Annotated in this window: 14 protein-coding genes; 7 read left to right on the forward strand and 7 right to left on the reverse strand. The window is 68.7% G+C overall.

What is annotated here, in order from left to right; all coding sequences use genetic code 11:
- The first annotated feature begins 30 nt into the window (after positions 1-30).
- Entirely contained in the window at positions 31-1,191 is a 1,161-nt protein-coding gene (locus C6A86_RS06590; RefSeq protein ID WP_105366129.1) for an acyl-CoA dehydrogenase, read from the forward strand.
- A 74-nt stretch (positions 1,192-1,265) separates the two neighbouring features.
- On the opposite strand, the gene C6A86_RS06595 is transcribed toward C6A86_RS06590, so the two are convergent.
- From C6A86_RS06595 to C6A86_RS06605, 3 genes are all read right to left on the reverse strand, one after another.
- Positions 1,266-2,051 (reverse strand): class I SAM-dependent methyltransferase, encoded by a 786-nt coding sequence (locus C6A86_RS06595; protein ID WP_105366156.1) that lies wholly within the window; start codon positions 2,049-2,051, stop codon positions 1,266-1,268.
- Positions 2,052-2,156: 105 nt separating this feature from the next.
- On the reverse strand, positions 2,157-2,867 hold the full coding sequence (locus tag C6A86_RS06600; RefSeq protein ID WP_105366130.1) for a TIGR03089 family protein: 711 nt from the start codon (positions 2,865-2,867) through the stop codon (positions 2,157-2,159).
- Position 2,868: 1 nt separating this feature from the next.
- Positions 2,869-4,371: an LCP family protein gene (locus C6A86_RS06605; RefSeq protein ID WP_105366131.1), complete on the reverse strand. Its 1,503-nt coding sequence runs from the start codon at positions 4,369-4,371 to the stop codon at positions 2,869-2,871.
- Positions 4,372-4,574: 203 nt separating this feature from the next.
- Here C6A86_RS06605 and C6A86_RS06610 point away from each other — a divergent pair, with 203 nt between their 5' ends.
- Genes C6A86_RS06610 through C6A86_RS06625 form a run of 4 tightly spaced genes read left to right on the forward strand, consistent with a single transcriptional unit; the run spans position 4,575 to position 8,507 of the window.
- Positions 4,575-5,627 carry a cellulase family glycosylhydrolase gene (locus tag C6A86_RS06610; protein ID WP_233213257.1) on the forward strand — a complete coding sequence of 351 codons (1,053 nt, stop codon included), beginning with the start codon at positions 4,575-4,577 and terminating at the stop codon, positions 5,625-5,627.
- Positions 5,628-5,632: 5 nt separating this feature from the next.
- Entirely contained in the window at positions 5,633-6,487 is an 855-nt protein-coding gene (gene rfbD / locus C6A86_RS06615; RefSeq protein WP_105366132.1) for a dTDP-4-dehydrorhamnose reductase, read from the forward strand.
- A gap of 54 nt (positions 6,488-6,541) precedes the next feature.
- Complete coding sequence (locus C6A86_RS06620) at positions 6,542-7,417, forward strand: glycosyltransferase family 2 protein (RefSeq protein ID WP_105366133.1); 876 nt, start codon at positions 6,542-6,544, stop codon at positions 7,415-7,417.
- 1 nt (position 7,418) lies between these two features.
- Positions 7,419-8,507 carry a sugar phosphate nucleotidyltransferase gene (locus C6A86_RS06625; RefSeq protein ID WP_105366134.1) on the forward strand — a complete coding sequence of 363 codons (1,089 nt, stop codon included), beginning with the start codon at positions 7,419-7,421 and terminating at the stop codon, positions 8,505-8,507.
- 28 nt (positions 8,508-8,535) lie between these two features.
- On the opposite strand, the gene C6A86_RS06630 is transcribed toward C6A86_RS06625, so the two are convergent.
- Positions 8,536-9,327, reverse strand: a complete 792-nt coding sequence (locus tag C6A86_RS06630; RefSeq protein ID WP_105366135.1) for an alpha/beta fold hydrolase — start codon at positions 9,325-9,327, stop codon at positions 8,536-8,538.
- Positions 9,328-9,399: 72 nt separating this feature from the next.
- Here C6A86_RS06630 and C6A86_RS06635 point away from each other — a divergent pair, with 72 nt between their 5' ends.
- Positions 9,400-9,786, forward strand: a complete 387-nt coding sequence (locus C6A86_RS06635) for a MerR family transcriptional regulator (RefSeq protein WP_105366136.1) — start codon at positions 9,400-9,402, stop codon at positions 9,784-9,786.
- Between the two features lie 133 nt (positions 9,787-9,919).
- The gene (locus C6A86_RS06640; protein WP_105366137.1) at positions 9,920-11,284 is read left to right on the forward strand and encodes an L-serine ammonia-lyase; all 1,365 of its coding nucleotides are present in this window, start codon (positions 9,920-9,922) and stop codon (positions 11,282-11,284) included.
- Between the two features lie 8 nt (positions 11,285-11,292).
- Here C6A86_RS06640 and C6A86_RS06645 read toward each other — a convergent pair whose 3' ends face one another.
- Genes C6A86_RS06645 through cofD form a run of 3 tightly spaced genes read right to left on the reverse strand, consistent with a single transcriptional unit; the run spans position 11,293 to position 14,161 of the window.
- Positions 11,293-11,826, reverse strand: a complete 534-nt coding sequence (locus C6A86_RS06645) for an NUDIX hydrolase (protein ID WP_105366138.1) — start codon at positions 11,824-11,826, stop codon at positions 11,293-11,295.
- Entirely contained in the window at positions 11,823-13,166 is a 1,344-nt protein-coding gene (locus C6A86_RS06650; RefSeq protein ID WP_199196427.1) for a coenzyme F420-0:L-glutamate ligase, read from the reverse strand. Before C6A86_RS06650 ends, C6A86_RS06645 begins: the two co-directional genes overlap by 4 nt.
- A complete protein-coding gene (gene cofD / locus C6A86_RS06655) occupies positions 13,163-14,161 on the reverse strand; it encodes a 2-phospho-L-lactate transferase (RefSeq protein ID WP_105366139.1) in 999 nt (332 codons plus the stop codon). The genes C6A86_RS06650 and cofD overlap by 4 nt, the downstream gene beginning before the upstream one ends.
- Between the last annotated feature and the right edge of the window lie 31 nt (positions 14,162-14,192).

The following is a 14,192-nucleotide window of genomic DNA, read 5'->3' on the forward strand; positions in this document are numbered from 1 at the left end:
AAGTTACCGACGAGTAGCGAGGAGATCCCGATGGTTGCCAACCCGTCATTCGACCTGTTCCAGCTCTCCGATGAGCACAATGAGCTGCGCACCGTGCTGCGCTCGCTGTGCGAGAGGGAGATAGAGCCCTACGCCGCCGAGGTGGACGCGCAGGCGCGCTACACCGACGAGGCACTGGCGGCGCTGGATGGTTCCGGCTTCTCCGCGGTGTTCATCCCCGAGGAGTACGGCGGGCAGGGCGCCGACTCGGTCGCGGCGTGCATCGTCATCGAAGAGGTCGCCCGGGTGTGCGCGTCCTCCTCGCTCATCCCCATCTGCAACAAGCTGGGCACCACCGGACTGCTCATGCGCGGTTCCGAGGAGCTCAAGCAGAAGGTGCTGCCCTCGATCGCGGCCGGCGAGGCCACCGCGTCCTACGCCCTGAGTGAGCGCGAGGCCGGCAGTGACGCCGCGGCGATGCGCACCAGGGCGGTCGCCGACGGTGACGACTGGATCCTCAACGGCACCAAGTGCTGGATCTCCAACGGCGGCAAGTCGACGTGGTACACCGTCATGGCGGTGACCGACCCCGACAAGGGCGCCAACGGCATCTCGTCGTTCATCGTGCACGCCGACGACGAGGGATTCAGCGCCGGGCCCAAGGAACACAAGATGGGCATCAAGGGATCGCCCACCACCGAGCTGTACTTCGAGAACTGCCGGATCCCCGGGGACCGCATCATCGGCGAGCCCGGCACCGGCTTCAAGACCGCGCTCGCGACCCTGGATCACACCCGGCCCACCATCGGTGCCCAGGCCGTCGGGATCGCCCAGGGCGCGCTGGACGCGTCGATCGCGTACACCAAGGAGCGCAAGCAGTTCGGTAAGTCGATCGCCGACTTCCAGAGCACCCAGTTCATGCTCGCCGACATGGCGATGAAGATCGAGGCCGCCCGGCTGATGGTCTACACCGCGGCCGCACGCGCCGAGCGCATGGAACCCAACCTGCAGTTCCTGGCCTCGGCCTCGAAGTGTTTCGCCTCCGATGTCGCGATGGAGGTGACCACCAACGCGGTGCAGCTGTTCGGTGGTTACGGCTACACCGTGGATTTCCCGGTGGAGCGGTTCATGCGCGATGCCAAGATCACCCAGATCTACGAGGGCACCAACCAGATCCAGCGCGTCGTGATGAGCCGCCAGCTGCTGAAGTGAGCTGACCCTGCGCGAGCAGTCACGAAAGGCCCCAATTCCCACGCGGATTGGGGCCTTTTGCGACTGCTCGGCGGCTACTTGAGCAGCTTGGCGACCTTCTGGTACGTGGTGCGGACCGTCTCGCTGCGCCGGGCGATGTGCACCGGGTGCTTGGGCACGGGCACCAGGATGCTCACCGGGTGGCCGACGAAGGTCGATTCGAAGACAGCCGTCATGGTCTTGTCGGTGTAGGCGGTATCGAGCGTGCGGCGGTAGCGTTCGGCATGCTCGGGCTGGGTGAACAGCACCTTGTTGTAGCCGATGTAGAACGGCACCAGCGCGCCGCCCTGCTCCAGGTAGTGCACGGTGCCGACGCACACGCCCGGCCACTGCTGGTTGAACACATCGTCGGCGATCACCACACCGCCGTCGACCAGGCTCTTCTCGGCCAGCCGCATATCGCTGAGCACGATCTCCTGGGTGTGTCCGCCGTCGACGGAGAAGATCCGCACGTGGGACATCGCGGCGATATCGCCGGGCACGATGGCCGTCGAGTCACCCTGATGGATGACCAGGCCGGTGCGGTCGGCCCACTGGTCGAGGTGGTGCAGGAACCGGTCCCGGTCGCCCTGGCCGGACTTGTCGATATTGGACTCCTGGTCCTCGAACAGGTCGATGGCGATGGCGGCCTCACCTGGTTGCTGCAAGAGCTTCATCGCGATGAACAGCTGCCCGTGATGCACGCCGATCTCGGCGATCGGGCCGTTGATCCCGGCCTCGCGCTGATACTGATCGACGGCATGTAGCAACCCGATTGCCGCCGACTCCGTATAGCCCTGCACACGTCGATGGCCCATATGCCGATATGCAGCGAATTTCATCGCGGTGCTTCCCACCTGTCACAGGGTACTCATCCGAGGCCGGTTGGCCTATCCGAGGACGATATTGACGCTCAGGGTATTTGATCTTGCCCGCGGCGGCAGGGATTACCCCCGGCTGACTTTCTCCATCACCCGACGCCGCTCGAGAGCCGCCGGATCGGGGTTGGTGACCTGTACCAGCGATGCACCCGCCGACAGTACGGCCAGAAAATGCCGGATCAGGTCGTCGTCGGTGTCCCAGGCCGCGGTGGACAGCACCCGGTCGGAATCGGTCAGCTCCTGCTTGCTTGCCGAGTCGGCGGCCAGCGCGAGCAGATCGGCTGCGGACCGGCCGTTCAGCGCGGCGCCGGGTGCACGCTCCGGGACGATCTGGTCGCCGTGCACGCGCACCGACGTCGCGTAGTCGGTCACCCCGATGGGCAGGTCGGGGACCGGTTTGCCGAACGGGTCGAGGGAGAGTGCCACCACTTCCCCCATCCCGGCTGCCGCGTCGGCTTCCTCGAGGCGTTCGGCCGTGCACAGCGCGATATCGGTGGCGTCGTCACGGCCGAACACGACCTCGGCGCCGATCCACCAGACACCCAGCAGCACCGCCGCCGTCTGCCAGTGCGCAGGCAGCAGGACCGCGACCCGGCTGCCCGGGCCGGCCCCCAGCTCGTCGCGCAGCAGGTTCGCGGTCTTGGCGGCCCAGTTGGCCAGCGTCACGGTGGACACCTCGATGCGCTCACCGGTGGCGTCGTCGTAATAGGTGATCCGCGGTCCGACCGGGTCGCGTTTCAGCAACGGGTCCAGCAGGGCCGCACTGACGGTCGTCACGTCAGTTCACGCACTGGGGGTCGTCGGAGCCGGCGGTGATGATCGGCGAGGGTGGCGGCGGCGGGGCGTCCTCGGGCGAGGAGATCAGACCTTCGCCCTCGTATCCCTGGTACCACTCGGTGGACGCGGGATCGGCCGACGGTGCGGTGCCCTCCAGGCCCGAACCCGGGCCCGCGTAATCGTCGGACAACACGACCTGCACGGTGCCCGGCGCCATCGCGGGGTCCTCGATGACGGGCAGATTGCCCAGGTTCTTCGAGACGGCCTGGGCGCCGAGGTCATCCACGCTGAGCGCGCGCACCTGGCTGTTGGCCACCCCGTCGCCCTCATGGTTGCCGACGGCACCGGGGGTGAAGCCCCCGCCGGTCAGCACCTCGGACACGGCGGCGGCCAAGCCGCCGATATCGGTGTCGTTGACCACGTCGACGGTCGTCTTGTCGGGAGAGTAGGCCACTTTCTCGGTGTTGCCCTGGGCCTGCTCGTCCAGCAGGCTGCTCACCCAGTCCTTGACGTTGTCCGGGTCGATACGCACGACGGACTGCATGCCGTCATCGCTCCAGCCGTCCTCGCGCAGGATCGGAATGGTGGCAAAGGCGACAGAACCGGCCGCGATCTCCTGCAGCTGCTTGACGAAATCCATGATGTCCCAGCCATCGGAGAGCACCACCGAGCGCTGAACGGCGGTCTGCAGCCGGCCCAGGGTGGCCGGGCTGGACAGCGTCTTGCCGGAGATCACCTCATGGGCCAGCGAGGCCATCACCGCCTGCTGTCGGGTGACCCGGTCCAGGTCCCCGCGCGGCAGGTCATGGCGCTGCCGGACGAAGCTCAACGCCCGCGCGCCGTCCAGCTTCTGCCAGCCGGCCGGGAAATCCGCGCCGGAAAGGGGTTCGTAGACAGGTGCCTTGAGGCAGACGTCGACGCCGCCGAGCGCGTCGGTGATCAAGCTGAAGCCCAGCAGCCCGATCTCGGCGTAGTGATCGACGGTGACACCGGTCAGGTGCGCGACCGTCTCGATCAGCGCCTCCCGGCCCGCCTCGGTGCCTCGCTTCTCGCCCTCGGCCGGGTCCATGCCCTCGACCTCGATGAGCTGCTTCATGGTCGAGAGCCGGGCGTCGCCGTAGACGCCGTTGATCTTCATCTTTCCCTGGTCGTCGGGGAGTTCGACGTAGGTGTCGCGGGGGATCGAGATCGCGGTCGCCGACTTCCCGTTGTTCGGGATGCGCACCAGGATGATGGTGTCGGTGTTGGTGGCCACATCGTCGCCGACCCGCAGGGCGGCCAGTTCCTCGGCCGACAACGGGTTGCCATGTGCATCGGTGCGACTGTCGACGCCGACCAGCAGGATGTCGATCGCGCCGTCCTCGCCGCCACCGCCGAGGGCGGCGGAGTTGACATGGTTGATGCCGTCCTCGAACGAACGCACCGTGCTCCAGGCCACGCCAGTGGACACCACGACCGCCACCGCGGCAATGACGCCGACCGTTCTGGTCAGCCGATTTTGCATCAGCCCAGGCTACTGGCCGGACCGTCGATGTCCGCCGAAGCGCGTCGGCGTGCCAACGTCGCGGTGCGGATTCTTCACAGATGGCGCGGTAACGATGACGGGTCGGCGAACGACACAGTGCGTACCGGTCGTCACCGGCGTTTGCACCGTCTGCGCTGGGCGTTCGGTCGATGGGTCACAGGAGGTCCGGTAACTTGAGCGGTATGCGGAAAACGATGGGCAGGACTTTGGGCCGCGCGGCCGTCATGGTCGCGTTGGTGGTGTCGATGGTCACGGTCAGTCCGGCCACCGCGAACGCGGTGGTGGCCCCGGCGGACGGTTACGGATTCGCCCAGGGCTACACGTGGGCCACCGGAAACCCGGCCGATTCCGCCCGTGAGATCGCCGCCGTCGGCAAGACCGGCGCCAGCTGGGTGCGTCTGCCGCTGGACTGGGGGATCGTCGGGATCGGTCCGGGTGAATACAACTGGGGCTACTTCGACAGCTTGGTCAACGCCGCGAGCGCGAACGGTCTGCGCGTGCTCGGGTTGATCTCCAATACCCCGTTCTGGGCCCGCACCGAGGGCGCACAGCTGCTGTTCCCGTCGTCGCCGCCCAAGAACAACGCCGAATTCGGCGCCTTCACCGCCGCGGCCGCGAGCCGCTACGCGGGCCGGGTCAACGCCTGGGAGGTCTGGAACGAGCCGAACCTGCCGCTGTTCATGGGCTTCGCCGACAACAAGGCGGTCCGCTACACCAACATGCTCAAGGCCGCCTACCCCGCCATCAAGGGCGCAAACCCCGGAGCCACGGTCGTCGCCGCCGGGCTGAGCCCGCTCGGCGGCTCCGATTCGCCCCCCGGATTCCTGGAGCAGATGTACGCCGCAGGCGCCAAGGGCTCCTTCGACGCCGCAGCCGCCCACCCCTATGTGTTCCCCGGTGGGTTGGCCGCCGACAGCAACAACGGCTGGTCCGATGTGCTGCGCATGCACGATGTGATGGTGGCCAACGGCGACGGCGGCAAGAAGATCTGGCTGACCGAGATGGGCGCGTCCACCAGCGACATCCCCGGTGACGGCGTGAGCCAGCAGGAGCAGGCCAAGCAGATCGTCGATGTGCTGGGTGCCGCGGCGGCGGTCGGCTGGGCGGGCCCGGCCTTCATCCACGCCGTGCGTGACCTGGACAGCTCCAACCGCAACGACCGCGAGGCGAACTACGGCGCGCTGCTCACCTCGGATTGGCAGCCCAAGGTCGCGGCCGGGGTGCTCGCCGGATAGCGGTCGTGCCTGCCCGAATCGTCATCACCGGCGCGGGCGGGCAGGTCGGCCGGTTCCTGGGCGGTGAACTCACCACCCAGGGGCGCGATCTGCTCGCGTGTACGTCGTCGCAGTGGGACATCACCGATCCGGCCGCCGGCACCGACATCGTCGCCCCCGGCGATCTGGTGATCAACTGTGCCGCCCTGACCGCCGTCGACATCGCCGAGACCGCGGAGGCCCGCGCGTATGCCGTCAACGCCGTCGGGGCAGGAAATGTCGCGCGTGTCTGCGCGTCCCACGGCGCCCGGCTCATCCACATCTCCACCGACTACGTGTTCAGTGGTGAATTCGACGGGGCCCCGCGGCCCTACGAGGTGGACGATCCCGTCGGCCCGCGCAGTGTGTACGGCCGCAGCAAGCTCGCCGGGGAGCGGGAGGTGCACGGCGTGCTGCCGGAGGCAACCGTCGTGCGCACCGCCTGGGTGTACACCGGGGTGGGCAGCGATTTCGTCGCCACCATGCGCCGGCTGGAATCCGAACGTGACCACGTGGAAGTGGTCGCCGATCAGACCGGCTCGCCGACCTATGTCGCCGACCTGGTCGGGGCACTGCTGCTGATCGCCGACGATCCGGCGCCCGCGCCGCTGCTGCACGTCGCCAACACCGGCCCGGCCAGCCGCTACGAGCTGGCCCGCGCGGTGTTCGCCGGGATCGGAGCCGACCCGCAGCGGGTGCGGCCGGTGAGCACCGATCGGCACCCGCGGCCCGCGCCGCGTCCGGTGTACTCGGCGCTGTCGACCGCCCGCTATGACGCCGACCACAGCCCGATGCGGTCCTGGCAGGACGGGCTGCACGCCGCCCTGACGGCGTTGCGGTGAAGGCCGGGGCGAGCGTTACCCTCTGCAGCGTGGGCGACGAAGTGGCTGGGTGCGGTGACTGACGAACTGAAGGTCGTGACGGTGACCTATTCGCCGGGCCCACATCTGGATCGTTTCCTGGCCTCGCTGGCGCATGCCACCGATCGTCCGGTGACGGTGATCATGGCCGACAACGGTTCCACCGACGGCGCCCCCGAAGAAGCGGTGCAGCGCTATCCGAACGTCCGGTTGCTGCGCACCGGCGGCAATCTCGGCTACGGCACCGCGGTGAACCGGGCCGTCGACGCCCACGTCACCGACGGGGAGCTGTTCATCGTGGCCAACCCCGATGTGCAGTGGGGTCCGGGCAGCATCGACGAACTGCTGGCGGCCGCGCAGCGGTGGCCGCAGGCCGGTGCGTTCGGCCCGCTGATCCGCGATCCGGACGGCTCGGTGTACCCCTCGGCGCGGCATCAGCCCAGCCTGATCCGCGGCGGTATGCACGCCGTCGTGGGCCCGGTCTGGAAATCGAACCCCTGGACGGCGGCCTACCGGCAGGAGCGGCTGACCCCCACCGAGCGGCCGGTCGGCTGGCTGTCGGGCGCCTGCCTGCTGCTGCGCCGGGAGGCGTTCAACGGCATCGGTGGGTTCGACGAGCGCTATTTCATGTACATGGAGGACGTCGATCTCGGTGATCGCCTCGAGCGGTCGGGCCGGCAGAACGTCTACGTGCCGACCGCGGAGATCCTGCACGACAAGGGTCACTCGACCGGGCGGGATCCCGCCCGGAATCTGGCGGCCCACCATCGCAGCACCTACACTTTCCTGGCTGACCGTCATTCGCGCTGGTGGCAGGCCCCGCTGAGGTGGACGATCAGGGGTGCGCTGGCAACCCGAGCCGGTCTGGTGGTCCGGAACTCTCGACGCAAACAGGCGAAAGGGCGGCTCTGACATGGCCGGCACACTCGATCCCGCGGACGTGGACGCGGTCATTCTGGTCGGCGGGCAGGGCACCCGATTGCGCCCGCTGACCCTGTCGGCGCCCAAACCGATGTTGCCGACGGCCGGTCTGCCGTTCCTCACCCACCTGCTGTCGCGAATCGCCGCGGCCGGTATCCAGCACGTGGTGCTGGGCACCTCCTACAAGGCCGAGGTCTTCGAAGCGGCCTTCGGCGACGGGTCGAAGCTCGGATTGGAGATCGAGTACGTCGTCGAGGAGGAGGCGCTGGGCACCGGTGGCGGTATCGCCAACGTGGCCGGCAAGCTGCGCCACGACACCGCGCTGGTGTTCAACGGCGATGTGCTCTCCGGTGCCGATCTCGGCGCCCTGCTGAACTGCCACGCCGGACATCAGGCCGATGTGACACTGCATCTCGTGCGGGTCGGGGATCCGCGTGCCTTCGGTTGCGTGCCCACCGACGCCGACGGCCGGGTCACCGCATTCCTGGAGAAGACCCAGGACCCGCCGACCGATCAGATCAACGCCGGCTGTTATGTCTTCCGCCGCGAGATCATCGACCAGATCCCGAAGGGCCGGGCCCTGTCGGTGGAGCGCGAGGTGTTCCCGAAGCTGCTCACCGACGGGAAGAAGGTGTGCGGCTACGTCGACGCCAGCTACTGGCGGGATATGGGCACCCCGGACGATTTCGTGCGGGGCTCGGCGGATCTGGTCCGCGGTATTGCCCCGTCGCCCGCGCTGCAGCATCAGCGCGGCGAGTTCCTCATCCACGACGGCGCGGCCGTCTCACCCGGCGCGTTGCTGCTCGGCGGGACAGTGGTCGGCCGGGGCGCCGAGATCGGCGCGGGCGCCCGACTGGACGGCGCGGTCATCTTCGACGGCGTCCGGGTCGAGGCCGGGGCCGTGATCGAGCGCTCGATCATCGGGTTCGGTGCCCGCATCGGACCGCGGGCGCTCATCCGCGACGGAGTCATCGGGGACGGTGCCGACATCGGGGCCCGGTGTGAGCTGCTGCGCGGTGCCCGGGTGTGGCCGGGGGTGACCATCCCCGACGGGGGGATCCGCTACTCCACCGACGTCTGACCGCGAGGCCGGAAGGTGCTGTGCGCTTTCACAATTGGTGAACGCGCAGGAACTCACGGATATCGTCGATCCATACCGACGCCTCTTCGGGGGTGAAGATGTGGCCGGCATCGGGGTACTCGATCAGGGTCGCGCCCGGTATGGCCGCAGCCAGTTGGCGGGTCGTCTGCGGGAGCACGATGCGGTCCTGGCCACCGGCGAAGACCACGGTGGGTACCCCGATGGCGCCGCACGCGGCAAGGGTGTCGACGGATGCCGCCAACCGCGCCTGATCCGCTCCGCCGGCGGGGTAGTGCTCCAGCGTCATCGCTACGGCCGCATCGGCGGCTTGTCGGTCGAGTCCGCCGAGCACCGCGGGGGAGGACAGGCTCACCAGGTAGCCGGCCAGCGTCGCATGATCCCCACTGTGCGCGAGCGCGGTCCAGGTGTCGACCACCAGTCGCAGCTGCTGGTCGCCGCGCGCGAATCCCACGGTGAGCAGCAGCCCCGTCACCCGGTCCGGGTGGCGCACGGCGGCCGTCACTGCGACGGCCGTCCCCAGCGACAGGCCGAGGATGGGGAACCGATCGAAGCCGGCCTCGACCGCGGCCGTGACCAACGAATCGGCGAGGACGGTCAGCTCCAGCGCGTCGCGGGCCGCGGGGGTGGATCCCGAACCGGGGTAGTTCAGGCCGATGAGCCTGCGGGTGGCCGACAGGGTGTCGATCACCTGCCCGAAGTTGGCGCCGACGCTGCCGCCCGCCCCATGGGCCAGCACGAGCGGCGATCCGGTCCCGGTCGCGATGATGTCCGGGTCTGCGACGAGGCGTGGTGGCGTCATACAGTGGACGTTAAACCTTCACGCCGGCGTCAAGGTCAACCTCGTGCGACGACGATCACATGGGCAGGGGCAATGCGAATCGGGGAGCTCGCGCAACGCTGCAACGTATCCGCCAGGTCGCTGCGTTACTACGAGGAACAGCAACTGCTGCACTCCAACCGCCACGCGAACGGATACCGTGACTACCCCGAGTCGGCCGTCGGCGCGGTGACCCAGATCCGGGCGTTGATCGACGCCGGGTTCAGCGCCGCGACCATCCGAAAAGTGTTGCCGTGCCTCAACGGCGACGATGTGGACATGTGCCCGCAGGTGGCCGAGGTCATCCGTGAGACGTTGCGGGGCATCGAGGATCAACTGCGCGACCTGGACGCCAAGCGCAGTAAGGTCACCGCGCTGCTGTCGGGCCAGGGCGTGCCCTCGCGCGCCGGCGCCGACGAGGCATCGGGTCGCGTTCGGTGAGCTGTGCTGCGACCGGTGCGGCGATGACTTCGAGCCATGTGGGGGTGGTCTTCGTCGTCGATGTCCTGCGCAGCCGTTCGGCATCTGCGGCAGAGTAGATCTCGCCCTGTCACCACGGCGAGGAGCCGCACCGATGACCTACAGCGTTTTCGAGCTCTTCAAGATCGGGATCGGACCGTCGAGTTCACACACCGTGGGTCCGATGATCGCCGCACACCGGTTCGCGGATCTGCTGGTGACATCGGGTGTGCTGGAGTCCACCAGCCGGGTGGCGGTCGATCTGTTCGGATCGCTCGGCGCCACCGGCGAGGGGCACGGCAGCATTCCCGCCGTGGCGCTCGGCCTACTCGGCGAACTGCCCGAGCAGGTCGACCCGCAGGGGATCCCGTCGACGCTGGCCGGTATCCGCGACAGTCACGCGCTGACGATCCTCGGCAGGCACACCATCGGTTTCCGCCTCGACGACGATGTCGTGTTGCACCCCCGCAAGCGCATCGGCACCCACTCGAATGCGATGCGTTTCGTCGCATCCGATGCCGGCGGCACGATTCTCGCCGAACGGGTCTACTACTCGATCGGTGGCGGATTCGTCACCGACGATCACGGTGCGGGTCCCGACACCGGCGCACGCCCGCCGATTCCGCATCCGTTCGGCAGTGGCGAGGACCTGCTGCGCGTGGCGTCCCACACCGGACTGGCGATCAGCGGCATCGCCCGCGCCAACGAGGACGCCCTGCGCCCCTCGGCGGCGGTCCACGCGGACCTGCTGCGCATCTGGTCGGTCATGCGCGACTGCGTGGCGCAGGGTTGCGCCACCCACGGGGTGCTGCCGGGTGGTCTGCATGTTCGCCGGCGGGCCGCCGATCAGGCCGCGTACCTGGCCTCGCCCTCAGATGCCGATCCCTGGTCCGCCATGGACCATGTCACCACCTACGCCCTGGCGGTCAACGAGCAGAACGCCGCCGGCGGCCGGGTGGTGACGGCACCCACCAACGGCGCCGCGGGCATCATTCCGGCCGTGTTGCACTACTACAGCGAGTTCGTCGCCGAGGCCGACGACGACGGCGTGGTCCGGTTTCTGCTGACCGCAGCCGCGATCGGTTCGATCATCAAGGAGAACGCCTCCATCAGCGGTGCCGAGGTCGGCTGCCAGGGCGAGGTCGGGTCGGCCTGCGCCATGGCGGCCGCCGGTCTGGCCGAAGTCCTCGGCGGCACACCCGAGCAGGTCGAGAATGCGGCCGAGATCGGCATCGAGCACAACCTGGGCCTGACGTGTGATCCCGTCGGCGGGCTGGTGCAGATCCCGTGCATCGAGCGCAACGCCGTCGCCGCGGTCAAGGCGATCACCGCCGCGCGCATGGCGCTGCGCGGCGATGGACAGCACCGGGTGTCGCTCGATGATGCGGTGAAGACCATGCGGGAGACCGGAATCGACATGCTCGACAAGTACAAGGAGACCGCGCAGGGCGGGCTGGCGCTCAACGTCGTGGAGTGCTGAGTTCCTGGCTAGGCCGTGCGGGCAGCGCGGGCCAGCGCCAGCAGTGCCGGGTCATCCCGCGGCATTGCCTCCAGCGGCCACCAGCGCAGATCCAGGGACTCGTCGCTGCGTACGAAATCGGTGCCGGCCGGTGCGCGCACGACGAACTGCAGATCCAAGTGGCGGGTGGGCAGCCCGAGGGAGCAGGTCAACGGATGTACATGCAGCGCAACCATGTCCGGGTCGATGCGCAGCCCGTCGATACCCGACTCCTCGGTGGCTTCACGCAGTGCCGCCGCGGTGATGTCGGCGTCGGAGTCCTCGCAGTGCCCACCCAGCTGCAGCCAGCGGCCGACGCGCGGGTGCAGGGTGAGCAGCGCGTGCTCGCCGCTGTGATCGAGAAGCAGTGCCGAGGCCGTGACATGCCCGGGCTCGCAGGCCCGCTCGCAGGCGTCGGGCCGGGCCAGCACGAACGCCAGCACCGCGTGGCGCAACGCGTCCTGCTCGGGATCGGGCGCGTTCCACCGGGACAGCAGGTCGACGACGGAGGCGTGCAGGCTCATCTCCGGATCAGCAACCCGTCGACGGGTGCCGGCTCGCGGGGCCCGGTCTCCTCGGCGGGGTAGCCGATCGCGATGGCGCCCAACGGCTCCCAGTCGTCTGCGGTGGCCAGCTCGCGGCGGGTGATCTCGGCGGCGAAGATCGTCGAACCGATCCAGCAGCTGCCCACCCCGCGGACCGCCAGTGCCACCAGCAGTCCCTGCACGGCCGCGCCCGCGGCGACCGTGAACATGGTGTGCTCGGCCGCCGTGCGCTGCGGATCCGGATAGCTGTGTGCGCCATCGGGAACCATGAACGGAATGATCAGTTCGGGGGCGTCGTAGAGGATCTGGCCGCGGCCGGTGCGGCGCTCGGCATCCTCGTCGGAGCGACCGTCGGCGGTCAGATCGGCATGCCATTGGCGCTTCATCGCGTCGAGCAGCGACAGCCGGGTTGCCGGGTCGCGCACCCACACGAAGCGCACCGGGCGGGTGTGATGCGGTGCCGGCGCGGTCAGCGCCTCGGCGACCGACTCTTCGATGAGCGCGGTGTCGACCGGCTCGGCGGCGAACCGGCGCACCGAACGGCGCAGCAACTGTGCCTGTGTGCGGCCCAAGTGAATCGCTTCGGCGGTGCCGAGCCAGAACAGGTCGTCCTCGCCGCTGCGGACCAGGGTGTGGCCTCCTGAGCCGTCGTCGTGCAGCTGCAGTCCGCGTACCACCGCCACCGGGATGCCGGTCAGCTTGCCCTTCACCAGATCTGCCGCGGCGGCGAGTTCGTCGGCCACCGCGATCTCGGTCACCACGAGCTCGTTTCCATGCGGGTCCTGGGCGCCCGCATAACCGTGCAGGACTGTCAGCCCGGCCGCGCCGATCGCGACATCGGTCTGCCCGTTGCGCCAGGCCCGTCCCATCGTGTCGGTGACGACGATGCCGACCCGAACGCCCAGATGCGTTGCGATACCGTCGCGGATCGCCGCAGCGCTGCCATCCGGATCGACGGGCAGCAGGGCCAGTTCGGCGGCGTCGATATTGGATCCGTCCACCCCGGCGGCCGCCTGGATCAACCCGATGGCGTTCTCGGTGATGAGCGTCTTGCCCTTGCGGGCCAGTACCCGGACCGCCTCGTCGTCGATGAGCTTGCGGCGCAGGATGTCCCGCTGCTCGGGATCGGTGGGCGCGGCGACGATGCGGCCCTCGGTCTTGGAGAGCACCTTGCTGGTGATGACGACCACGTCGTCATCGCGCAACCAGCCGGCGGCGCCGGCGATGGCCGCGGCCAGATTGTCGCCGGGACGGAACTCGCCGAGCCCGGTCACCGGGATGATCTCGATGGGCTGCGCAGTACCGTGTTCTGCACTCACGGCGTGACGCCCGCCAATTGCAGGCCGGCCCGCACCATTTCGGCGGTCGCCGCCGGGTCGGTCATGAGCAGGGGGGCTTGCCGGACCTCGACACCCTCGATGGTGGCGGCGTCGCCCGCGTCGATCAGCCAGCCGTCCAGGATGCCGACGCCGCTGCGGGCGCCGAAGTGCTTTCCGACGCCCTCCGAGGACGATTCGACACCGATCACCGAAAGGCATTCGTCGGCCATCCCGCGCAACGGTTTTCCGGCGATGATGGGGGAGTAGCCGATGACGGGGGCCGACGTGGAACGCAGCGCGCCGCGGATACCGCCGACGGTGAGGATGGAGCCGATGCTCACCACCGGGTTGGACGGGGCGATCAGCACCACATCGGCATCGGCGATCGCCTCGGTCACACCTGGTGCGGCTGTGGCCTTGTCGGAGCCGACGTAGGCGAAGCTGTGCGTCTCGATCTTGGCGCGGTAGCGCACCCACCATTCCTGGAAGTGGATCGCCTTGCGTTCACCATCGGGATCGGTGACGACGACGTGCGTTTCGCTGCGGTCATCGGTGGCCGGCAGCAGTCGGGCGCCGGGAGCCCATCGGGCGCACAGTGCCTCGGTGACCTGAGAGAGCGGATACCCCGCGCGCAGCATCTGACTGCGCACCAGATGGGTGGCCAGATCGCGGTCGCCGAGACCGAACCAGTCGGGCTGCACCCCGTAGGCTGCCAGTTCGTCCTTGGCATGCCACGTTTCGTCACGGTGACCCCAGCCACGTTCCGGGTCGATACCGCCGCCGAGGGTGTACATGCAGGTGTCGAGGTCCGGACAGATCCGCACGCCGAACATCCAGGCGTCGTCTCCCACGTTGACGACGGCGGTCAGCTCGTGTTGAGTGGGCGCTTCGGATTCGGCGGCCGCCTCGGCAAACTGCCCGAGTTGCAGCAGGCGCTGGACGCCCAGGAGGAAGCGGGCGCCACCCACGCCGCCGACCAGAACAGTGACCTTCACGCCCTCAGACCCTATGCCAGCCAGCTTTCTT

It is taken from the genome of Mycobacterium sp. ITM-2016-00316 (assembly GCF_002968335.2).
GTDB lineage: Bacteria > Actinomycetota > Actinomycetes > Mycobacteriales > Mycobacteriaceae > Mycobacterium.

What these genes read in the sequence shown, in the direction of transcription:
- C6A86_RS06590 (WP_105366129.1), top strand. Translation starts at nt 31, where the DNA reads ATGGTTGCCAACCCGTCATTCGACCTGTTCCAGCTCTCCGATGAGCAC.
- C6A86_RS06595 (WP_105366156.1), bottom strand. Translation starts at nt 2,051, where the DNA reads ATGAAATTCGCTGCATATCGGCATATGGGCCATCGACGTGTGCAGGGC.
- C6A86_RS06605 (WP_105366131.1), bottom strand. Translation starts at nt 4,371, where the DNA reads ATGCAAAATCGGCTGACCAGAACGGTCGGCGTCATTGCCGCGGTGGCG.
- C6A86_RS06610 (WP_233213257.1), top strand. Translation starts at nt 4,575, where the DNA reads ATGCGGAAAACGATGGGCAGGACTTTGGGCCGCGCGGCCGTCATGGTC.
- C6A86_RS06625 (WP_105366134.1), top strand. Translation starts at nt 7,419, where the DNA reads ATGGCCGGCACACTCGATCCCGCGGACGTGGACGCGGTCATTCTGGTC.
- C6A86_RS06630 (WP_105366135.1), bottom strand. Translation starts at nt 9,327, where the DNA reads ATGACGCCACCACGCCTCGTCGCAGACCCGGACATCATCGCGACCGGG.
- C6A86_RS06635 (WP_105366136.1), top strand. Translation starts at nt 9,400, where the DNA reads ATGCGAATCGGGGAGCTCGCGCAACGCTGCAACGTATCCGCCAGGTCG.
- C6A86_RS06640 (WP_105366137.1), top strand. Translation starts at nt 9,920, where the DNA reads ATGACCTACAGCGTTTTCGAGCTCTTCAAGATCGGGATCGGACCGTCG.
- C6A86_RS06645 (WP_105366138.1), bottom strand. Translation starts at nt 11,826, where the DNA reads ATGAGCCTGCACGCCTCCGTCGTCGACCTGCTGTCCCGGTGGAACGCG.